The organism is Streptomyces violaceoruber (genome assembly GCF_033406955.1).
GTDB classification, from domain to species: Bacteria; Actinomycetota; Actinomycetes; order Streptomycetales; family Streptomycetaceae; genus Streptomyces; species Streptomyces violaceoruber.
Map to the genome: position 1 here is coordinate 1749314 of NZ_CP137734.1, position 20693 is coordinate 1770006.

A 20693-nucleotide genomic window follows, 5' to 3' on the forward strand; every position below is an offset into this window, starting at 1 on the left:
GGCGACGGGTTCGGCGGGGGGCACGGCATGGGACGCGGGGGGCGGACGGGACACGGGGTGGCACCGGGGGTGCTGGTCGCCGCCGCGGTGGTCGGGACGCTGGCCGTCGCCGCGCTCGCGCTGCGGCCCGCGCAGGAGTTGCTCCACTCCGGCCGGGGTCCGCTCGGTCACTGGGGTTTCGTGGCGATCGGGGCGTCCGTCGCCTGGACCTTCGGGACCTGGACGGTCGTACAGCGTCTTCGCCCCCGTTTCGGCGCCGACCGCCTTTCGCTGCCGCCGGGTGAGGAGCGCCTGCGGGAAGCCGCCGCGCCCCTGCTGCTCGCCGCGACGGGCGTCATCGGCGTCCTGGCCCTGGTCCTGCACCGGTTCTCCACCGGCGGCAACACGACCGGCCCGCCCCCGCCCCTGGCGCGGGAGCCGGCCCCCACGCCGACCTTCCTCACTCCCCCGCCCCAGCAGCGGCACGGTTCGACGGACCACTCCTCCCTGCCGCTGTACCTCGTGCTCGCGTTGCTGGCCGCGGTCGCCGTCGTGGTCGTCGTGGTGGCCGTCGTGCGGCGGCTGCGACGGTTCGGCCTGCGGGTGCCGCAGCGTCCCGGCCCTCCGGGCACCGTCGCGCAGGACGACGACGCGCGGCTGCTGCTGTCCGCCGTGGACTCGGGCCGCCGCGCCCTGGCCGGCACGGATGACGACGCCCGGGCGGCCGTCATCGCCTGTTACGCCGCGATGGAGGACGCCCTCGCGGCGTCCGGTGTGCCGCGGCACGCCTCCGACAGCCCCGCCGACCTGCTCACCCGCGCCGCCGGCACGGGTTTCGCCCCGGGCCCGGCCGCGCCGCGTCTGACCGCGCTGTTCCGCGAGGCCCGTTACTCCTCGCACCCGATGGACGGCTCGCACCGGAAGGCCGCGGCCGACGCGCTGGAGGAGATCGCCTCCCTGCTGCGGGACCGTGACGCGGACGCGGTCCGGGAGGCCGGGCGGTGAACCGGCCCGCGGAGGAGGCCTCGCTGACGCAGACCTCGGTGGCGCAGACATCAGTGGCCAGGACCTCGGAGGACGACATGCTCAGCCTGCCCCGGCTCGGGCTGCTCGGCGGCGCGGTCGCCGGCTCGGGCGTCCTGCTCGTCCTGCTCTTCGACGGCCCCGTGGCCGCCGGCGCCCTGGTGGCCCTCCTCGTCGCCGTGGCCGTGCTCGCCGCCCGGTACGTCGCCGGGGCGGGCGCCCTGGACTCCGCGTACCGCGACGAGGTGCGGCTGCTGCGGACCCGGGCCCCGGGCATGGGCGAGTGGCGGCGGAACGTGGGCACGTCCACCGGCCCCGACGGCGCCCACTACTACCGTGCGGTGCTCCGGACCGAGCTGCGCCGCCTGTACGCGGCCGCGCTCGCCGAGCACCACCACGTGTCCCTGGAGCACCAGCCCGAGCGGGCCGCCGAGCTGGTCGGCCCCGAGCTGTGGCCGTGGCTGGGCCCCGTGCCACCGGGCACCGGACCCGACGGCGAGGTGCCCCTCGACGTGCTGCGCCGCCTCGTCGACCGCCTCGAAGCACTCGGCTCACCCCGCTCTCCCGGCGCCCGCACCCCCAGCACCCGCACCCCCCGTACCGGTAAGGACCAAGCGACGTGACGACTACCTCCACGAACCGGCTCCGCACCGCCGAGCAGGTCGGCGAGCAGGCCGGTGCCGTACTCCGCGAGATCGGCCGTGCCGTCGTCGGCAAACCGGACGCCCTGGAACACGTGATGCTGGCCGTGCTGGCGGGCGGTCACGTCCTCGTCGAGGACCTGCCGGGACTCGGCAAGACGCTCCTCGCCCGGTCCTTCGCCACCACCCTCGGCCTGGACTTCCGCCGGATCCAGTTCACGCCCGACCTGTTGCCCTCCGACGTCACCGGAACGCCGCTGTACGACCAGCGCTCCGGCGAGATGGTGTTCCACCCCGGCCCGGTCTTCACGCACCTGCTGCTCGCCGACGAGATCAACCGGACGCCCCCGAAAACCCAGGCCGCGCTGCTGGAGGCGATGGCCGAGTCGCAGGTGACCGTGGACGGCGAGACCCGGCCGCTCGCCGACCCCTTCCTGGTGATCGCGACCGCCAACCCGGTGGAGTACGAGGGCACGTACTCGCTGCCCGAGGCGCAGCTCGACCGGTTCCAGCTGCGGGTGCGCATGGGCTATCTGGCCGCGCGGGAGGAGCTGGCGATGCTGCGGGCCCGGATCGACCGGGCCGCGCCCGAGGCCGTACTGGAAAGGCTCGCCGGGCCGGACGACGTCGTGGCGTGGCGGGCCGTCGTGGAGCGGGTGGAGATCGACGACGACCTGCTGGAGTACGCCGTCGCGCTCGTCGGCGCGACCCGCGACCACCCGCAGATCAGCATCGGGGCTTCGCCGCGCGGCGGACTCGCCCTGGTCCAGCTCGCCCGCGCCCGCGCCGTGCTGGACGGCCGCGACTACGTCGTCCCGGAGGACGTCAAGGGCCTCGCGGTGCCCGCGCTGGCCCACCGGGTGTCGCTGCGGCCGGAGTTGTGGGTGCGCGAGATGTCCACGGACGACGTGCTGCGCGAGATAGTCGACAGCGTGGGTACGCCGACGACGCGGCGTACGGCCGCGGCCTCCTCGTGACCGCGCCCGCACCGCGCCCGGCACCGGCACCGGCTGTCGCGCCGGACCCCGGGCCCCGGCCCAGCCCGGCGGTGGTCCGCGCCCTGGAGGGGCGCACCGCCCCGACGCAGCCACCGGCACCGCCGCCCGGCGGCCCGCGGCCGAGCGAGCGCACCCTGCGGCTGCTGACCGTCGCGGTCGTGGCACTGGCCGCCGCGCTGCTCACCGGCCGGGCGTGGCTGCTGGCGCTCGCGGCGGCACCGCTGGTCCTGCTCGCGCTGGCACTGCCCCGCGCCCACGCCCGCCGTACAGAGACGTCGACGACCGTCGAGCCGGGGCGCTGCTTCGAGGGCGACACGGTCACCGTACGCATCGCGCTGGCCCACGACGGCGAGGCCGTACGCCTGGACCCCGGGGTCACGCTCGGTCCCGGTCTGCGCCTCGACGAGGTCGTCGTCGGCCCGTCCACGGTGACGCTGCGCCACACGGCGCTGCACTGGGGCCGCTGGTCGCTCGGCCCGGTGGACGTCGACGTGTACGACCCCGGCGGCACCGTCCGCCGCACCGTGCGCGTCGAGGCGGCCGAGGTGTCGGTCTTCCCGCGCGCCACCCAGGCCCGGTTCACGCCGATCCCGGTGCGGCTGCCGCAGCGGCTCGGCGAGCACGCCTCGCCGCAGTCCGGGGAGGGCGTCGAGGTCATCGGGGTGGGCCCCTGGGCCCCCGGGGAGCGGCAGCGGCGCATCCACTGGCCGTCGACGACCCGGCGCGGGGCGGTGCAGTTGCACCGGTTCGCGGCCGAGCGGGCCGCCGACACCGTGATGCTCGTCGACGCGTTCGGGGACGTCGTCGACCCGGTGACCGGACTGTCGTCCCTGGACGAGACGGTGCGGGCCGCCGCCGGGCTGGCCCGGGCCTATCTGCGCACCCACGACCGGGTCGGGGTCGTCTCCACCGGCGGCACCACCCGCTGGCTGGCGCCGGGCACCGGGGACGCGGCGTTCTACCGCATCGTGGAGAGCGTCCTGGACGTCCGCAAGGACCGCGGCTTCGGCGGCGACGGGCTGGAGCGGGTCCCGTCGCCCGCGCTCCCGGAGGGGGCCCTGGTGTACGTGTTCACCCCGCTCAGCGACGCCCGGATCCTCCAGGTGCTGCGGGACCTCCAGGCGCGCGGGCGCCGCCCGGTCGTCGTGGAGATACCGAGCGGGGACCCGGTGGTGGAGCCGGGCGACGAGGCGGGCGGGTTGGGGCTGCGGCTGTGGCGCGCGGAGCGCGACGCGATGCGGTTCGCGCTGCGGGACAGCGGGGTGCCGGTCCTGCGGCACACCGAGGGCGAGTCACTGGATCTGGCGCTGGCGCCGCTGCTGGCGGGGCGGGTCGGCGGAAGGGGGCGCGCGCGATGACGGCGCTGGACGCGCGGGTCGGCCTCCGTGAGTACCTCGGCTACTGGATCGGCACCGTGCCGGTGCGGGTGCTGGGAGCGGCGGCGGTCGTGACGGCCTGGCGGCCGTGGGCGACGGTGGACACGGCCGGGGCGGCCGTGCCCTTCGTCTGCGCGGTCGCCTTCGCGCTGTGGGCGGCGCCCTCGCTGGACCGGCGGCCGTCGGTGGAGGCCGTCTGGTGGTCCTACCGGCTGCTGCGCCACCGGACGACGCTGCTGGCGTCGGGCGTCGTGGTGATCGCGGCCTTCAGAGAACCGGCCTGGTGGGAGGGCGCTTGTGTGGTCGCGCTGTTGGTGGCCTACCTGGTGACCAGTGAGACGTGGCCGTGGCGGTGGGGCCGCGGGCGTGCCCGGGTGTGGGGCGAGGCGGCCGCGGCCTGCGCCGGTGCGGGTGTGGTGGCGGCCGCGGCGGCGGTTCCGGTGTCCGGGACGGGCTCCGGACTGGGGCGGCTGATCGCCGCCGCGGCGGTGGCCGGCCTGGCGGTGGCCGGCGGCGCGGTACTGCGGGCCCGCCGGCAAAACGATGCCCCGAAGTCCCGCGCCCCGGGGAACTGAAGGGCAACGGAATTTCCCGTTCGGCGTCGGGGGAATCCCCTTCACGAAAGCGTTCGGACGACTGTCCGTCAATTCGGTCGCAGGATATTCACAACCCGTCAATTTCCGTCCCAGCCCTTCATATGACGGCTGGTAGCGTGCCCAACGCTTCACCCCCACAGAACGAAGTAATCGATCTTTGGATTTCATTTCATGACTGGTACGCCAGAGGAAACCCCCACGAACGCCTTCGCCCCGGGCGGACGTCGCAGGCATCGCAGGGCGAGAGTGAGCCGCATCGGCGCCCGCCGGGCCCTCGTGCTCGCGATGGCCGTGCCCGTGGCCTCCGCCACGCTGGCCGGAACCTCGGCCTTCGCCGCCGACGACAGCTCCCCACGGCCGCAGGGCATCTCGGTCGACGACCTCGCCGCCGACGACGCGCAGCTGGTCAAGAACCTCGACGAGCGCCTCGCCGACGAGCGTCTGGGCACCGACGTCAGCGGCGTCGTGCTCGACGCCGACTCGGACACCGCCCTGTGGGACCACAACGGCTCCACCGCCCTCATGCCGGCCTCCAACGCCAAGCTCGCCACGGCCACCACGGCCCTGACGCTGCTGGGCGCGAACCACGAGTTCACCACCAAGGTCGTGTACGGCGAGGGCACCCTCACCCTCGTCGGCGGCGGTGACCGCACCCTCACGGGCGAGGACGTGGCCGAGCTGGCCAGGACCGCCGCCGACGGGCTCAGGGCGGCGGGCCGCACCGACGTCCAGGTCCGGGTGGACGACAGCCTGTTCGCCGACCCGAGCCTCGCCGAGGGCTGGAACGAGGGCTACTACCCCACCGAGGTCGCGCCGGTCCGTTCCCTCGTCGTCGACGGCGCCGCCGTCCAGGACACCTCGATCGACGCGGGCAAGGTCTTCGCGAAGAAGCTCGCCGCACAGGGCATCACCGTCACCGGCGAGGTGGGCCGCCAGACGGCGAAGCAGTCCGACGTACCGGTGGCCCAGCACAAGTCGGCGCCGCTGTCGGACATCGTCAAGAAGATGCTCAAGACCAGCGACAACAACATCGCCGAGACCCTGCTCCGCATGACGGCCGTGGAGCTGGGCAAGCCGGGCACCTTCGAGGCCGGCACCGCGCTGGTCCGCCAGGTGCTCAGCTCGTACGGCATCTCCCTCGACAACTTCGAGATGCACGACGGCAGCGGCCTCTCCCGCGCCGACCGCATCCCGGCCGCCACCCTCGCGCAGCTCCTCGACGCGATCACGGAGTCCCCCGCCCTGGGCTCGATCCTGGAGGGACTGCCGGTCTCCGGCGAGGCCGGGGCCAGCCTGGGTCCGGAGTGGGGACGCTTCGACGACCCCAACTCCGAGTGCGCCGTCGGCAAGGTGCACGCCAAGACCGGCACGCTCACCGGTGCCATCGCCCTCAGCGGGGTCACGCGGACCGACGACGGCGACTGGCGGATCTTCTCCTTCATCGAGAACAACTCGACGGCCGACCCGAACGACATCAAGGACGCGATGGACGGCCTCGCCGCGACCGTGAACGGCTGCTGGGCCTGACGCGCCGCACGTGACGGAGCGTGGAGATCCGGTGAAGGCCCCCTGGGGCAGGCGGGCGTGCCCCGTCAGTCCGCCGGGACACCGCACTCGAACCACACGACCTTGCCGGGCTCCCGCTCCGCCACACCCCACTTGTCCGCCAGCTCCGACACCAGCAGCAGCCCGCGCCCGCCCTCGTCCGACCCACCGGATTCCAGAGGCACCGCCGGCACACCGTCCCCGCTGTCGTGGACCTCGACGCGTACGCCGTCCCCGCAGGGCAGCAGCCACAGCCGCAGCAGGAAGCCCCGGCCGGGCGGTACGCCGTGCAGCAGGGCGTTGGTCGCCAGTTCGCTGACGCACAGCACCACGTCGTCGGCGCGCCCGCGCACACCCCAGTCGGCGAGCGCCTCCCTCGCGAACGCCCGCGCGGCGGGTACGGACCGGCGCTCACGACGGTAGAGGCGCTCACGTGGGGACGGGGGTGGAGTTTCGTTGTTCACGTGACGAGGGTCACGCTCCGTGGTCATGATGGGACAGTGCGCATGGCCGTACATCCGGTCCGTACGGGTGCGCGTTGGTGAACGTACGCGCGCGGGTGGGGAGTTCGACCTCATGGGCACGACGACACGGAGGAACGCCTCCGCGATGAAGATGGTGGGCGCGCTGCTCGCCCTCTACCGGCAGGCGGCGGGGCACACCCAGCGGTCCCTGGGCGAGCGCTTCGTCATCGGCGAGCAGCAGATCGCCTCGATCGAACAGGGCCGCCGCCCGCTGAAGCGGGATCTCGCCGAGCAGCTCGACGAACTCCTCGGGACCAAGGGGGCGTTGTCGACCGCGCTGAGCAAGATGCCGGAGGTGGATCTGGTCCCGCTGTGGGCGGAGGAGTTCCTGGACCGGGAGCGGGAGGCCATCGCCATCTCCTCCTACGAGAACCAGGTGCTGCCGGGTCTGCTCCAGACGGAGGCGTACGCGTGGGCGGTGTTCCGCAGCCGCGTGCCCTTCTACGACGAGGACACGATCGCCCGACTGGCGGCGGCACGCATCGAGCGGCAGGGAATCCTTCAGGGCAAGGAGCCGCCGATCACGTGCTTCGTCGTGTGGGAGCCGGTCGTTCGGGCACCGATCGGTGGGCGGACCGTGTGGCGCGAGCAGCTACAGCGTCTGCGCGCATGCTCAGAGCTGCCGGGGCTCATGTTGCAGGTCCTGCCTCAGGACCGGACGAGTCACGCAGGGCTGAACGGGCCGTTCGTGCTGCTGGAGACACCCGAGCACCAACGGCTCGCCTACACGGAGAATCAGCGCGGCAGTCAACTCATCGCCGACGCCGATGAGGTGGCGATCCTTACGCAGAAATGTGCGATGCTGCGGTCTCAGGCCCTCACCCCCGAGGACACGAGGGATCTGCTGGACCGTCTCCTAGGAGAGCAATGAGCAGCACCGCACTTCGGTGGTTCAAGTCGAGCTACAGCGGCAGCGAGGGCGGCAACTGCATCGAAGTCGCATACGAGTGGTTCAAGTCGAGCTACAGCGGCGACGAAGGCGGCAACTGCGTCGAGGTCGCCCAAGAGCCCACCGCCGTCCACATCCGCGACTCCAAAGCCCCGCAGGGACACGTCACCGTCGGACCAGACGCCTGGGCCGCGTTCCTCGGGGCACGGTGACGTCGGCCTTCCACAGGTCGTACTCGGGGTCGAGCGGGCCGTAGGCCGTGTGCGGGGCGCCGTCTCCGAAGACCCGGACGGGATGTGCGGCGTCCCACGCCTGCCACCCGGGGTCGCCGGTCTCCGCGAACCGCACCCACGCCCCGTGCATCGCGTCGGCCAGCTCCTGCGGCGCCCCCTCGCCGGCGAGCCTGCGTGCGTCGGGGCCGTCGCCGGAGTCGAAGACGAAGCCCAGCTCCAGGGCGTGGCAGGCGCCGAGGTCGGGCAGGTTGGACGGCCAGGCGAACTCGTAGACGTGCGAAGAGCCGGGCCGCGCGTCGGCGACGCGGTGCATCGGGATGCGCAGCAGGTGGTCGGTGACCAGTTGGCCGACGATTTCGGCGGTCCCCGCGCCGGGACGTGCCGCGCGGTAGCCGCGGACGACCTCGTTGCCGCAGTGGCAGCGGGCGCGGGCACCCGCGAGGGCCACCGCGCCGAGGCGGTCGACGCGTTCGACCAGGCCGCCGGGGACCAGCCAGAGCCGGTACTCGTCGCGGGTCCAGCCCATCATGAGGTCGACGCCCGGTGCCGCGTCGCCGTCGACGAGCGCCTCCAGCGGGTCGCGGGGCAGCACGTCGCCGTCGACGACCAGGCCGAACCCGGGGCCGCCGAGTACGGGGCTGCTGAAGCGCCCCACCTCGGCCTGGGCGCGCAGCAGCTGGTCGCGGTCGGCGGCGGCGAAGGCCTCGGCGGTGGCGGGGATCTTCAGGCGGGAGGCCATGCGGCGGACCATGCGCCGCACCTTGTCGCGGTCGGCGGCCTCGGGTGCGCCGCTCTGGAGCACGGCCTGCCGGAAGAGCCCCCGGGCCCGCGGGGCGGCGAGGAGCGCGCCGGTGCTGATGGCGCCCGCGGACTGGCCGGCGACGGTGACCCGGTCGGGGTCGCCGCCGAAGGCCGCGATGTTGGCCCGCACCCACTGGAGGGCGGCGATCTGGTCGCGCAGGCCGGCGTTGGCGGGGGCGTCCGGGAACAGTCCGTAGCCCTCCACACCCAGTCGGTAGTTGACCGACACGCAGACCACGCCGTCCCGGGCGAAGGTGCTGCCGTCGTAGACCGGTACGGCGGAGGAGCCCCTGGTCAGCGCACCGCCGTGCAGCCAGACCAGGACCGGCAGGCGGGCGCCGGGGCCGGGCTCGGGGGTCCAGACGTTGAGGTTGAGGCAGTCGTCGCCGGGGATCGCCGGGTCGGACAGGTACCGGGCGAAGGCCTCGGAGTACGGCGGTTTGGGGGCCGTGGGGCCGAAGGAGCCCGCGTCGCGGACGCCGTCCCAGGGCTCGGGGGGCAGGGGCGGGCGGAAGCGGCCCGGTCCGAAGGGGGGCGCCGCGTAGGGGATGCCGCGAAAGACGGCGACATCGTGCTCGTACCTGCCGCCCACCGCGCCGTGAACCGTCCTGACCACGGGGTTCGTCTGGCCTGACCGCATGCGCCCACCAGCCCTTCGCCGCACTCTCGTACCGCTCAACGCATAGCGCCGCGCGACCGGGGATCTATTCCGGGAGGCCCCCGTCGCCACGACTGGGGGACAATGGAGACGACACACGCGATGCGCGACCGAGGAGGCTGCCGTGACGGACGCACCCGTGAGGATCGCCGAGGCCGACGGGCAGCACGCGGTGCTGGCCTTCTCCGGGGACCTGGACGCGCCCGCGCTGGTCGTGCTGGAGGAACTGCTCCTCGACCCGCGGCTGCGGGAGCCGAGGGCCTGGACCCTGGAGATGAGCGGCCTGGACCACATCGACCTGGCCTGCGCCTACGCGCTGCTGCGGACGGTGACCCGCGCACCGGAGCCGGTCGCCCTCACCATCCGCGGTGCCCGCCCGGCCGTCCACCGGACGCTGCGGCAGGCCGGTCTGGACACGGTGGCCGCCTTCACGGCGTAACCGGGGCGCCGGGGCGCCGGGTCAGCCGCCCACGTCCACGTGGTTGTCGGGTGCCCCGTCGCCGAACGGGGGCAGGTCGCCGCGCTCGACCGGCGTGGCGGGGGCGGGTTCGGCGGAGGGCAGGAGGCGGTCGGTCTCGGCGGCGTCGGGGCGGTGCGCGGCGAGGGCGGCCGCGCGCAGGACGTCGCGCGGTACGGCGTCCTGCTCGGCGGAGACGCGTACGACGTGCCCCTCCTCGGGCAGCGCGTACTCGTGGCGTCCGGCACCGGTGCGGTACCAGGCCTTGCCGTCGCGCTCGCAGGTGGTGTGCTCGCCGGGTATGTCGCCGACGGGCTGCTCGGGGCAGGTGCCGACCGTGATCGTGCCCCGGTCGACGGCGAGCCGCAGCAGCGCGTTGGTCCCGCCGTCGACCCAGGTGGCGGAGAAGCCCTCGTCGCCGAGGACGCCTACGGACTGCTGGGCTAGGGTGAAACCGGGGGCCTCGGTGACGTAGACCAGTTCGGGGGCCACACCCATCGCCTGGGCGCGGGAGGCGAGTTCGCCGGTGCCGGGGGCCGCGGCCGGGGCGGAGGCGGGGCCGGACGGACCGGCGTCGCCCGCCTTCTCGGAGCCGCAGGCAGTGAGCAGCAGCGGGGCCAGCACCAGCACCGGCAGGACACGCGCGTGACGAATCATGCGGTCATCCTGCCGTACGGGCGTTCCCTCCGGGGGGCCGCTCACGCCGTCTGTCCACACCCGGCCGCGCGCCGAGCAGCCTGTGCGGCATCCGTATGCTCCCGGGCATGAGACTCTTCCGGTCGCGCGGCCGAAGCGACGCCGAACGAATGACGGGAACACCTGTGGCTGAGGCCAAGGCCCTTTATGAGGCCGGGCGTTACGCCGAGGCGGAAGCCGAAGCCCGGGCTGTGAGCCGATCGCGGCCACGCGACGACGCGTACGGAGCCGTGGCGCTGAACATCGCCGCGATCGCGACGGGTGCCCAAGGCCGCCACACCGAGGCTCTCGCCACCTATGACGAAGCGCTGCCGGTCTTCGGCAGGATATTCGGAGCCGATCACTGGCTGACCTTGAAGTTGCGCTCGGACCGCGCCCAGCAGATGACCTCGCTGGGCCGGCACGCCGAGTGCGAGGCGGAATGCACTGCCGTCGTCCGGGCCGCGGTGCGCGGAACCGGGCCGGAGATGGCCCGCCTGGCAGCGGCCGCCCGAAACGGACTGGTCTTCGCCCTCAATGCGCAGGGGCGACACCAGGAGGCGGAGGCGCTCGCCCGCGAGGCCCTGGCCGCCCATCGCGAGCGTGACCCGATGTCCTTGGTCCTGCGACTCGGTCTGGCTCGCAGCCTCAACGGCCAGGCCCGCCACGAAGACGCCCTCACCGAGGCACGGGGCGCCGAAAAGCTGCACCGCTCGCTTCCCGACCACCAGCGCCTTCCAGAAGCGGGCGCCGTCGAACTGGCCCTCGCCACTGCCCTGTTCGGGTTGCGACGCGTTCCCGAGGCCCATCGCCAGGCCGCAGTCGCTCACGATGCCTGCCTGGCCTCCTTCGGCCCGGACCACCGCCGCACCGTCGAAGCCCGAACGCTGCTCGAGCGCATCGACGGCACTCGACCGTAGGCCGCGGATCTCCCCCGGTCCGAGCAGCGGAACTCCCACCAGGGGCCCTGCAGCAGAGGGCGGGGCAGGCCGCAAGTCGAGGCGCGGCACAGCCCGCTGGGGATCGTGGCCCTTCGATGCAGTACGCCGCGGATGTCCGGTTCAGAGGGCGAAGTGGCTATTTTTGTAGGACATGTGTTTCCATTACGCCGCTCAAAGATCATTTGCGGCCTGACCCGCCGGGGGGGGAACGACATCGGCGGGTCATGTGCCGAGACCATGAAAGTACGCACATGAGAACCACCTGGCATGCCACGGGCATAGCCATGCTGGCCGCCACCGCCGTGCTCCTGGCCACGCCCAACGTCGCCGTCGCGGCCGGTGGGACCAGTCCCGGGGACACCGAGGCGGAGCGCGCCGTCTCCGGTCTGCCGGAGGCGGTCGCCCGGCTCAGGACACACCCGATCGCCGGAGCCGAGAGCGTCGACGCGGCACAGACCGCCGCGCGGATGCAAGACCACCGGGTCGAGGTCCTGCAGATGCGCACCGAGACAGACACCGTCTTCGCCAAGACCGCGAAGCCGATCCAGACCTACGCCAAGCGCCGCAAGTTGACGTCGGCGCATCGCAAGGCGGTCGCGGCCCTGCTGGGCATCCCGGCCCTGAAGAAGGCATGCAGGTTCTGATGATGGAGGACCAGTGATTGCGACAGCGGCGATCGTCGCGGACATCGTCCTGATCCTGACGCACCGTGTACGCGCCGTGCCGGACCCGGGGAAGTACGCGCCGTGGCCGTACATGGCCGTGGGCCTCACGGGATGCGCGGCGGGCTGGCTCGTCGTCGGCCGGCCGGAGGCGGCCTGGGACGACCTGTTCCTGGCGCTGGTCTGCGGTGTGGTCGTCACCTCCGAGGCCGCGCACGCGGCCCGGGCCCTGTCCGGGCGCCCCTGGGTGGGCTGGGCGACGGCCCTGGTGAGTGGAGCGGCGGCGGCCACCTGGCTCCTGCCGGACCCTCTGCCCTTCACCTGACACCCCACTCCCGGCCATACGGCTGTACGGCCGGACAAGCCCGCACGGCGGCGGCCGGCCACGGAGCACTCTGTGGCCGGCCGCCCCCAGGCAGGGCTTGGGGTTGCGGGGGGTGTCGGTCGCACAGAGGTGCGCGTGCACCGCGCCGAAGTCCTCGACTGAGGTTCATCTCCAGTCGAGGGGTCGCGCAGGCCGGCTAAGGCTGGTGGGCGGCGGCGTCCTTCGTCAGCTTCACGGCCTGGCGCAGGCTGAGACCGGGGGCCGCCTCGCGCAGCGCCTTGACGGCGCGGACGGAGTCGACGGGGCCCTCGTGACCGGCCGCGGCGAGGCGTTCGCGGACCCAGCGGGCGTGGAGCTCCGCGTCGGGGGCCGCGGCGGCCTGCGCGACCAGGGCCGCGGCGCGCTCCAGTCCGGGCCGTTCTTCGGGCGTCGCCTCGGCGAGGGCCTGGCGGATGCCGTGAGCGACGACGTCCGTGTCGCGCAGGACGAGGACGTTGAGTTCCGGTGGGGCGAGTCGTCCGAACATACGGCCATGATCGGCCGTGCACCCGGTCGCGTTCAACGGACTTGAGGAGCTTCTGAGGCGGGCCGTGCCGCGCCCGGGTGTCCGTTTCCTTCAAGACCGGGTGCGCGCACCCTGCCTACGGTGGCCCCATGACCGCACGATTCAACGCCATCGGCCTCGTCGTCTCCGACATGGCCGCGTCCGTGACCTTCTACCGCCGGCTCGGTTTCGCCTTTCCCGAGGGCGCCGGGCAGGCGCCGCACGCCGAGGCCGAACTGCCGGGCGGGATCCGCCTGTTGCTCGACACCGAGGAGTCCGTCCGCTCCTTCACGCCCGGCTGGGAGCCGCCGGCCGGGGGCGGGCGGCACTCGCTCGCCCTGCTGTGCGACACGCCCGCGGAGGTGGACGCCCTCTACGCGGAGCTGACCGGCGCCGGGTGCCACGGCGAGCGGGCGCCCTGGGACGCGTTCTGGGGGCAGCGGTACGCCGTCGTCAACGACCCGGACGGTCACGGCGTCGACCTGTTCGCGCCGCTAGCCGCCGCGCAGTAGCTCGCCGGGAGCGGCTCCCGCCAACTCCCGTACCTCCCGGGTCAGATGTGCCTGGTCCGCGTAGCCGGTGCGGGCGGCCGTCTCGGCGAGGGGCATGCCGTTCCGGGCCAGGGCGAGGGCGCGTTGCAGCCGCAGGACGCGGGCCAGCGTCTTGGGGCCGTAGCCGAAGGCCGCCAGGGAGCGGCGGTGCAGGCGCCGGGCTCCGATGCCGAGCGCGTCGGCGGTCGCGGCGACCGGGCGGCCCGCGTCCAGGGCGGCGACGACCCGGGCAAGCAGCGGGTCCGGGGGCCCGGCCTCGGCGGCACGGGCCAGCGCGGCCTCGTCCAGGCCGGTCGCCGGGTCGGCGGCGGCGTTCACCCGAGCGGCCAGCCGCCTCGCGCGAGCGGTCGGCCAGAGGTCGGTCAGCTCGACCCGCCGGTCGCGCAGGGCGTCGGCGGGGACGCCGAGGAGGGCGGGCGCGGTGCCGGGACAGAAGCGGACGCCTGCCCAGGCGCCCGCGCCGCCCTCGGTGACGTGGGCCCGGGTGTCGGGGCCCGCGACCAGGAGCCGGCCGTCGTACCAGAGCAGATCCATGCAGCCGTCGGGAAGGACCCGTCCGGGGCCTGGCCCGGACGGCGTGTTGGTCCACACCACCGCCCCGCTCAGCCGGGACGCCCGCTCCGCGTACACGCCTGCCAGGTTACGCCGGGGCCGGGGCCGGGACCCGGTACTCCTGCGGGCTGATGCCGTAGGCCCGTTTGAAGGCGGTGGACAGGGCGAACGCGCTGCCGTAGCCGACCTGGCGGGCGATGGCGCCGAGGGTGTCCTCGCTGTCGCGCAGCCGGTCGGCGGCCAGGGCGAGGCGCCAGCCGGTGAGGTATCCCATGGGCGGTTCGCCGACCAGGTCGGTGAACCGCCGGGCGAGCGCGGCACGGGAGACCCCGGCCTCGGCGGCGAGGGACGCGACGGTCCAGGGGTGCGCCGGGTCGTCCTGGAGCAGCCGCAGCGCCCGGCCGACGACCGGGTCGCCCAGCGCCCGGTACCAGGCGGGTGCCTCGGCCGAGGGCCGGGCGAACCAGGCCCGCAGCGCGGCGATGACCAGCAGGTCCAGGAGCCGGTCCAGGACCACCTCCTGGCCCGGCTCGTCCCGCGTGACCTCCGTCATCAGCAGCGGGGTGAGGGGGTTGTCCCACGCCTGGGAGGTGAGGGACAGCAGCGGGGGCAGCGCGTCGAGGAGGCGGCCGCCGATCTCGCCCCGGACCAGGTAGGTGCCGATGAGGAGGACCGCCTCGCCGTCGGCGCGGTCGCCCCAGGTGCGTACGCCGAGGTCCATCGAGCCGTTCAGGGGGCGTCCGTCGGGGTAGCTGCACGCGCCGCCCGGCAGGATCACCGCCTGCGGGGCGGTGCCGGGGTCGTCGGCGCAGACGTACGGGTCGGGGCCGCGCGCGATGGCCAGGTCCCCGGCCCGCAGCCGCAGCCGCTCCCCCGTGTCCGGCACGATCCAGGCGCCGCCGCGGACCATGAGCATCACGGTCAGCGGCGCCCGGTCCTCGACGCGCACGGCCCACGGCGGGTCGAAACAGGCGCGGATCATGAAGGCCCCGCGGGCCCGGGGGCCCTCCAGCAGTCCGGCGAGTGCGTCCACGGTGCCAGTGTCCCGGTTCGGCCCGCGGGGCGTCACCGAGGGGTGCCCCGGACCCGGACCTCCTCACTCCGTCGCGACGGCCGCGTCGAGCGCTCTCCTGGCCGCCGCGACGACCGTGCCGTCGGTGACGAAGTGGGTGTCGTCGTCGGCGGAGGTGCCGCCCGCGCCGAGGGGCACCCAGCCGGCCGCGCGCCGGGGGGTCGCCCGGGACTTGGCGGACAGGTGCACCGAGCGGGCGCCCGCCGCCAGCAGACCGGCGATGTCGCCGGGCCGCACACCGCCCCCGGCGGCCACGTCGAGCCCGGGGTTCGCCGCGGCCATCGCGGCCAGCACGGCGCTCCCCTCGATCGCGGTGGGCGCGCCGCCGGAGGTCAGGACCCGGGTGATGCCGAGCCCCGGCAGCGCCGCGAGGGCGGCCACCGGGTCGCTCGCCTGGTCCACCGCCCGGTGGAGCGTGACCTGTGCGGCGGGGTCGGTGTCCCGCGCGGCGCCGGCGAGCGCGGCGAGGGCGTCCGTGTCGAGGGCGCCGTCCGGGGTCAGTGCTCCGACGACGACGCCGCGGGCCCCGGCGCGCAGGGCGGTGCGCACCTCGGCGGCCATCAGGGCGACCTCCTCGGCGTCGTACACGAAGTCGCCGGGGCGGCAGCGGACGAGGACGTGCACGGGCGGCCCGGACTCGACGGCCGCCGCGACGGCCGCGGTCGAGGGGATCAGGCCGCCCAGTTCGAGTCCGGTGCACAGTTCGACGCGGTCCGCCCCGTTCTCGCGGGCGGTGCGGGCGCCGGCCGGGGAGACGACCGCGATCTCCAGGGAGGCGGCCGCCGGTGCGGCGGCCTTCGGTGCGGGACCGGCGCTCATTCGTCGGCCCCGGTCAGCGGCTGGTCGGCGGCCGGGATCAGGCGGGCGGACAGGTCCGGGTCGGCCATGGCGGGGTCGAAGGGGAACATGGGCCGGCGGATGCGGCGGTGGCCGAGGCGCACCAGGTCCTGGTCGACGCCGCCCGGGGTGAGCGCCATCTTCCAGTCGGCGGCCATCGCGAACAGCTCGGGTTCCAGGTAGCCGATCTTCACGACGACGATGTCGGCGCCGCGCGGGTCGAGGTCCAGGTCGGTGAAGTCGTGCTCGTGGTGGTAGGGCTTGCGCAGCTCGGTGAGGATCACGTAGGCGCTGCCGACGCGTATCACCACCTCGGTGCGGGCGTCGCGGTCGCCGAGCCGGACGGCGTGCACGACTCCGGTGAGGGTGACGGGTCCGGCGTGCCGGTCGTCGACCTCGGCACCCGCCGTCACCGTCACCGTGGCGCCGACGCCCGCCGCGGCGGCGTGCCGGACGGCCTCGGGGCCGGGCACCGAGGCGTACAGGACGGTCGGCCCGTCCTCCTTCTGGAACTCGGGGCGGTCGAGCAGGCGGGCCAGGCCCCAGGTGACGTCGCCGGCGCCGCCCGCGGTCGGGTTGTCGCCGGTGTCGCTGACGTAGTACGGGCGCCGCTCGCCGGCCAGGGCCTCGTCCAGGATGTCGTCGAAGGTGCCGGTGGGGGCGACGAAGTCGAAGTCGTGGCGGGCCTCCCAGAAGCCGCGGGCCAGCTTCTCGGCGCCCTCGGAGACCGCCTGCTCGTCGTGGCCGGTGACGACGACCGCGGCCCGGTTGCGGGGTTCGTCGGCCCAGGCGTAGCCGACCCAGATCGCCGCGTCGATCACGCCCTGCCGGGCCTCGACCTCGGGAACGGCCCCGTACACGCTCTTCGCGGGCTCGATCCGGGTGGAGGTCTGCTCACCGGCCAGCAGGACGGGCACCGGCACCCACGCCTTCAGCGGGCGGGGGGCGCCCGAGGCGAGGTGGGCCAGCAGGTTGCGGACGGCGCGTTCCTTGGTCTCCATGTGGTCCTCGTGCGGGGCCATCCGGTAGCAGGTGATCAGGTCGCTGCGGTGGACGAGGGCGCGGGAGACGTTGCCGTGCAGGTCCATGGAGGTGGAGACGGTCACGTCGTCGCCGACGACGGAGCGCACCCGCTCCAGCAGCAGGGCCTCGGCGTCGTCGACGCCCTCGACGGTCATGGCCCCGTGGATGTCGAACCAGAGGCCGTCCAGCGGGGGCAGGGCGGCGAGCCGGGTGAGGAGTTCCCCGGTGAGTTCCTCCCAGGCCGCGGCGGTGACGGTGCCGCCGGGCAGCGACTTGCCGACCAGCGCGCCGTGCCAGTCGGCCGCCTCGCGCAGTTCCTCGCCGACGGCGAGGAAGGGGTAGCGGTCCAGTACCTCCTGGCCGCGGGAGGGGTGGAAGGCGGGCGCCTGGGTGCGGGCGGGCGAGAAGGTGGACGACTCGATGCCCAGGCCGGCGATGGCGACGACCGGGCGGCGGGAGGCGGCGGGGGTCGAGGTGGGGGTGCTGGGGTGGGACATGGCTCCTCGTTCGTGCGGGTGGCGCGGGTGGGCGTTGCTTCGGGGTGTTTCAGGAAGTGGTGGGGCTCTGGAACCGGTCCGGGTCCAGCTGCGCTCCGCCGACCTGGCGCAGGGCCTGCCCCAGCGCCCGCTGGAGGGCGAACAGCCCGGCGCCGACCAGACCGGCGTCGCGGCCGAGGACGGCTCGTTCGATGGCGAGGTGTTCGGTGACCAGCGGGTGGCAGCTCTCGTAGAGCTGGCTGCGGACGGCGGCGACGAACGGTTCGACGGTGGAGAGGATGCCGCCCAGGTAGACGGCGTCCGGGTTGAAGAAGTTGACGTTCGCGGCGAGCACCTGGCCGAGGTAGTCCCCGGCCCTGCGCACCGCCCGGTTGGCCTCCGGGTGCGCGTCGGTGGCCAGCCGCACCACGTCCTCGGCGCTGGTGACGTCCACGCCCTCGTCCCGCAGCACCCGTACCAGGGCGGCGCCCGAGGCGACCGTCTCCAGGCAGTCGGTGTTGCCGCAGGAGCAGGGCACGTGGTCGCCGCGGGCGATGCGGATGTGGGTGATCTCCCCGGCCGCGCCCGTGCCGCCGCGGTAGAGCCGGCCGTCGACGAGGGCGGCGGCGCCGATCGCGGTGCCCGTCTTCACCATGATCACCTGCTGGTGGCGCCCCTTGCGGGCGATGTGCTCCCCGACGGCCATGCAGTTGGCGTCGTTGTCGGCGACGGCGGGTACCGCGAAGCGCTCCCGGAGCCAGGACTCGACGGGGAAGCGGTTCCACCCCGGCATCCGGGAGGGCTGTACGACGCTGCCCGTCGCGGTGTCCACCGGCCCCGGCAGGGAGAGACCGACACCGCGCAGCCGTCCCCGGCCGTGCTGCTCGACCAGCTCTTCCAGGGTGGCGGCGAGCCGGGACAGGGCCGCCTGCGGGCCCTCGGCGATCACCAGCGGCACGGTGGAGACGTCGCGCAGCTCGCCCCCGGGCAGCACCACGCCGACCCGGGCGTGGCTGCCGCCCAGGTCGGCGGCGACGGCGAACTCGTCCTGGCCGCCGAGTCTGAGCACCTTGCGCGGGCGTCCGCCGGTGGAGGACTGGGTCCCCTCCTCGGCGACGAGGCCGTGCTCGACCAGCTGGGCCACGGCCACCGAGACGCTGGAGGCGGCGGCGCCGAGCAGTTCGGCGAGCTGGGCCCGGGAGGTCGCCCGGCCGGAGGCGATGAGTTCGAGGGCTCGCGCCGCCAGTGCCGAGGTGCCTGCCGCCCTCCGGCCGGGCGTACTTATTTCATTCATGTACGTGCTTACTTCCCCATCGTCGGTCCGATGCAGACAGTACGCCTGAAACACCGTCCCGTGAATGGCGATCAGTGCAGTAATTCCCGGCTGCGCCCGGGTCCGGACTTTTTTCAGAAACGGAGATACTTAGTTGTTACTCAACTTTGTTTGTGCATGCACCGAGTCAGGCGTTAGCTACCTCCAGGCCACTCACCTGGAGGAGATACATGTCCACTGCTCGCACAGCGCCACGCCGACGCCGGGCGCTCGTCGTCGGCGCATGCGCGGCCGTGGGCGTGCTGCTCAGCGGTTGCACGGGCGGCGTGTCCGCCCCCTCCGGCTCCAAGAACGAGATCAACTACGCCCTCCCGGCGAACTTCACCCCGAACTGGATCGTGCCGATCGGGACACCGGGGCACCTCAACACGAACAACGCCTCCATATCCCAGGTGCTGTGGGAGCCCCTGATCGCCTACGACGGCTCCAGCGGCGAAATCGGCTGGAACAAGGACAACTCGCTGGCGACGGACGCGAAGTTCGCCGCGGACGACAAGAGCGTCACCATCACCCTCGGCGACCGGCACTGGAGCGACGGTGAGCCGATCACCGCACGGGACGTCGAGTTCTGGTTCAACCTGGTCAGGGAGAACAAGAAGTCGTGGGCCAGCTACAGCCCGGGCAAGGCCCCGGACGTCTGGTCGTCGTTCGAAACCATCGACGACCGGCACTTCACGCTCGACTTCGACCGCGCCTACAACCAGCAGTGGATGCTCGCCAACGAGCTGAGCATGATCCGCGTGATGCCGCAGCACGTGTGGGACAAGACCAGCGACTCCGCAGCCGTCTCCGACCTCGACCGCACCCCGGCCGGCGCCGAGAAGGTGTGGGCGTATCTGATCGACGCCGGCAAGAAGATCTCCCGCTACGCGAGCGACCCGCTGTGGAAGACGGTCAGCGGACCGTACCGGATCAAGTCCTTCTCCACCTCCGGCCGGGTCGAGCTCGTCGAGAACGAGAAGTACGACGGCGGGGGCGCGGCCCACGTCAAGCAGATCAACCTGCTGTCCTTCACCACCGTGGCCGCCGAGGAGAACGCGCTGCGGGCGGGCACGGTCGACTACGGCTACATCAGGGCCTCCGACCTCGGGATCAAGAAGTCCTTCACGGACCTCGGCTACCACGTCGAGCGGTGGTCGGGCTGGGCCGTCACCTACATGCCGTACAACTTCAACAACCCCGAGATGGGCGCGGTCTTCCGGCAGCTGTACGCACGGCAGGCCATCCAGATGTCCGTGGACCAGAAGACGCTGTCCAAGGTGCTCTTCAACGGCACCGCCGTACCCACCTACGGTCCCGTCCCGCAGGGGCAGCCGTCCGCCTTCCTCTCGGACGAGCAGAAGGCGGAGCCGTACCCGTTCTCCAACTCCGCGGCGCGCAAGCTGCTGACGGACCACGGCTGGACCATGCGGGACGGCACGATGGTGTGCACCTCACCGGGCGCGGGCGAGGGGCAGTGCGGCGAGGGCGTCGAGAAGGGCACCGAGTTCAAGATGCGGGTGCTCTCCCAGTCCGGCTCGACGGAGACGGACAACATGATGAGCGCCCTCCAGTCCTCCTTCGAGGAGACCGGTATCGACTTCGACATCAAGACCGCACCGGTCAACTCGGTCCTCTCGCAGACCGGACAGTGCGAGAAGGACGACCCCGCCTGCAAGTGGCAGCTCTCCTTCTTCGGCAGCGCGGGCAGCTGGTACTTCCCCGCCTACCCCAGCGGTGACGCGCTCTTCGCGAGCGGCGGCGGCTCCAACTTCGGCAACTACTCCAACCCCGAGGTGGACCGGCTGATCGACCGCACCACCACCTCCTCGTCCCTGGACGCCATGCCCGACTACAGCAAGGCGCTGGCCGAGGACCTGCCCGTGATCTGGCTTCCCGAGCCCGACTACCAGGTCTCCGTGATCAGGGACGGTCTCGGCGGATTCGCCCAGGACTCCCTCGCCAACTTCCATCCCGCCATGTGGGCGTGGACCGAGTGAGCG

23 protein-coding genes are annotated in these 20693 nt (G+C 73.5%); 14 read left to right on the forward strand and 9 right to left on the reverse strand.

Going from position 1 to position 20693, the window contains the following annotated elements:
* The first annotated feature begins 27 nt into the window (after window positions 1-27).
* The 6 genes from R2E43_RS07660 (at window position 28) to dacB (ending at window position 6140) form a co-directional block, all read left to right on the forward strand.
* A complete protein-coding gene (locus R2E43_RS07660) occupies window positions 28-984 on the forward strand; it encodes a DUF4129 domain-containing protein (protein WP_234328626.1) in 957 nt (318 codons plus the stop codon).
* Entirely contained in the window at window positions 981-1625 is a 645-nt protein-coding gene (locus tag R2E43_RS07665) for a hypothetical protein (RefSeq protein WP_332056043.1), read from the forward strand. Before R2E43_RS07660 ends, R2E43_RS07665 begins: the two co-directional genes overlap by 4 nt.
* The gene (locus R2E43_RS07670; RefSeq protein WP_011030676.1) at window positions 1622-2620 is read left to right on the forward strand and encodes an AAA family ATPase; all 999 of its coding nucleotides are present in this window, start codon (window positions 1622-1624) and stop codon (window positions 2618-2620) included. Before R2E43_RS07665 ends, R2E43_RS07670 begins: the two co-directional genes overlap by 4 nt.
* A complete protein-coding gene (locus R2E43_RS07675) occupies window positions 2617-3999 on the forward strand; it encodes a DUF58 domain-containing protein (RefSeq protein ID WP_332056044.1) in 1383 nt (460 codons plus the stop codon). The genes R2E43_RS07670 and R2E43_RS07675 overlap by 4 nt, the downstream gene beginning before the upstream one ends.
* Window positions 3996-4592, forward strand: coding sequence for a hypothetical protein (locus R2E43_RS07680; RefSeq protein ID WP_003972789.1), 597 nt, complete (start codon window positions 3996-3998; stop codon window positions 4590-4592). Before R2E43_RS07675 ends, R2E43_RS07680 begins: the two co-directional genes overlap by 4 nt.
* A gap of 192 nt (window positions 4593-4784) precedes the next feature.
* Window positions 4785-6140 carry a D-alanyl-D-alanine carboxypeptidase/D-alanyl-D-alanine endopeptidase gene (gene dacB, locus R2E43_RS07685; protein WP_093457246.1) on the forward strand — a complete coding sequence of 452 codons (1356 nt, stop codon included), beginning with the start codon at window positions 4785-4787 and terminating at the stop codon, window positions 6138-6140.
* Between the two features lie 65 nt (window positions 6141-6205).
* Here the strand turns inward: dacB and R2E43_RS07690 are convergent, their stop codons facing one another.
* Entirely contained in the window at window positions 6206-6649 is a 444-nt protein-coding gene (locus R2E43_RS07690) for an ATP-binding protein (RefSeq protein WP_093457988.1), read from the reverse strand.
* An 85-nt stretch (window positions 6650-6734) separates the two neighbouring features.
* Here R2E43_RS07690 and R2E43_RS07695 point away from each other — a divergent pair, with 85 nt between their 5' ends.
* Both R2E43_RS07695 and R2E43_RS07700 read left to right on the forward strand, forming a co-directional pair.
* Complete coding sequence (locus R2E43_RS07695; protein ID WP_162495271.1) at window positions 6735-7553, forward strand: helix-turn-helix domain-containing protein; 819 nt, start codon at window positions 6735-6737, stop codon at window positions 7551-7553.
* Entirely contained in the window at window positions 7550-7783 is a 234-nt protein-coding gene (locus R2E43_RS07700; protein ID WP_011030672.1) for a DUF397 domain-containing protein, read from the forward strand. Before R2E43_RS07695 ends, R2E43_RS07700 begins: the two co-directional genes overlap by 4 nt.
* Here R2E43_RS07700 and R2E43_RS07705 read toward each other — a convergent pair.
* Window positions 7737-9245: a carboxylesterase/lipase family protein gene (locus R2E43_RS07705; RefSeq protein ID WP_332056045.1), complete on the reverse strand. Its 1509-nt coding sequence runs from the start codon at window positions 9243-9245 to the stop codon at window positions 7737-7739. The genes R2E43_RS07700 and R2E43_RS07705 overlap by 47 nt on opposite strands.
* A 142-nt stretch (window positions 9246-9387) precedes the next feature.
* Between R2E43_RS07705 and R2E43_RS07710 the strand changes: the two genes are divergently transcribed.
* Window positions 9388-9702 (forward strand): STAS domain-containing protein, encoded by a 315-nt coding sequence (locus R2E43_RS07710; protein ID WP_003972795.1) that lies wholly within the window; start codon window positions 9388-9390, stop codon window positions 9700-9702.
* Window positions 9703-9723: 21 nt separating this feature from the next.
* On the opposite strand, the gene R2E43_RS07715 is transcribed toward R2E43_RS07710, so the two are convergent.
* Window positions 9724-10377, reverse strand: coding sequence for a hypothetical protein (locus R2E43_RS07715; protein WP_332056046.1), 654 nt, complete (start codon window positions 10375-10377; stop codon window positions 9724-9726).
* Between the two features lie 149 nt (window positions 10378-10526).
* On the opposite strand from R2E43_RS07715, the gene R2E43_RS07720 reads away from it, so the two are divergent.
* The 3 genes from R2E43_RS07720 to R2E43_RS07730 all read left to right on the forward strand — a co-directional run bounded on the left by R2E43_RS07720 (window position 10527) and on the right by R2E43_RS07730 (window position 12323).
* Entirely contained in the window at window positions 10527-11315 is a 789-nt protein-coding gene (locus R2E43_RS07720; RefSeq protein WP_332057110.1) for a tetratricopeptide repeat protein, read from the forward strand.
* A gap of 272 nt (window positions 11316-11587) precedes the next feature.
* Window positions 11588-11980 carry a hypothetical protein gene (locus tag R2E43_RS07725; RefSeq protein WP_136208313.1) on the forward strand — a complete coding sequence of 131 codons (393 nt, stop codon included), beginning with the start codon at window positions 11588-11590 and terminating at the stop codon, window positions 11978-11980.
* Between the two features lie 13 nt (window positions 11981-11993).
* Window positions 11994-12323, forward strand: coding sequence for a hypothetical protein (locus R2E43_RS07730; protein ID WP_265701194.1), 330 nt, complete (start codon window positions 11994-11996; stop codon window positions 12321-12323).
* A gap of 196 nt (window positions 12324-12519) precedes the next feature.
* Here R2E43_RS07730 and R2E43_RS07735 read toward each other — a convergent pair whose 3' ends face one another.
* Window positions 12520-12849 (reverse strand): hypothetical protein, encoded by a 330-nt coding sequence (locus R2E43_RS07735; protein ID WP_003972800.1) that lies wholly within the window; start codon window positions 12847-12849, stop codon window positions 12520-12522.
* 128 nt (window positions 12850-12977) lie between these two features.
* Here R2E43_RS07735 and R2E43_RS07740 point away from each other — a divergent pair, with 128 nt between their 5' ends.
* Window positions 12978-13379, forward strand: coding sequence for a VOC family protein (locus R2E43_RS07740; RefSeq protein ID WP_003972801.1), 402 nt, complete (start codon window positions 12978-12980; stop codon window positions 13377-13379).
* Here the strand turns inward: R2E43_RS07740 and R2E43_RS07745 are convergent.
* The 5 genes from R2E43_RS07745 to R2E43_RS07765 all read right to left on the reverse strand — a co-directional run bounded on the left by R2E43_RS07745 (window position 13362) and on the right by R2E43_RS07765 (window position 18672).
* Entirely contained in the window at window positions 13362-14048 is a 687-nt protein-coding gene (locus R2E43_RS07745; RefSeq protein ID WP_319218070.1) for a helix-turn-helix transcriptional regulator, read from the reverse strand. The two genes, R2E43_RS07740 and R2E43_RS07745, sit on opposite strands and share 18 nt — an antisense overlap.
* 10 nt (window positions 14049-14058) lie before the next feature.
* Entirely contained in the window at window positions 14059-15003 is a 945-nt protein-coding gene (locus tag R2E43_RS07750; RefSeq protein ID WP_030865162.1) for an AraC family transcriptional regulator, read from the reverse strand.
* Window positions 15004-15066: 63 nt separating this feature from the next.
* Window positions 15067-15861, reverse strand: coding sequence for a copper homeostasis protein CutC (locus tag R2E43_RS07755; RefSeq protein WP_030865160.1), 795 nt, complete (start codon window positions 15859-15861; stop codon window positions 15067-15069).
* On the reverse strand, window positions 15858-17399 hold the full coding sequence (locus R2E43_RS07760) for a M81 family metallopeptidase (protein WP_332056047.1): 1542 nt from the start codon (window positions 17397-17399) through the stop codon (window positions 15858-15860). Before R2E43_RS07760 ends, R2E43_RS07755 begins: the two co-directional genes overlap by 4 nt.
* 49 nt (window positions 17400-17448) lie before the next feature.
* The gene (locus R2E43_RS07765) at window positions 17449-18672 is read right to left on the reverse strand and encodes an ROK family protein (RefSeq protein WP_011030660.1); all 1224 of its coding nucleotides are present in this window, start codon (window positions 18670-18672) and stop codon (window positions 17449-17451) included.
* A gap of 209 nt (window positions 18673-18881) precedes the next feature.
* Between R2E43_RS07765 and R2E43_RS07770 the strand changes: the two genes are divergently transcribed.
* The gene (locus tag R2E43_RS07770; protein ID WP_332056048.1) at window positions 18882-20690 is read left to right on the forward strand and encodes a peptide ABC transporter substrate-binding protein; all 1809 of its coding nucleotides are present in this window, start codon (window positions 18882-18884) and stop codon (window positions 20688-20690) included.
* The last annotated feature ends 3 nt before the right edge of the window (window positions 20691-20693 follow it).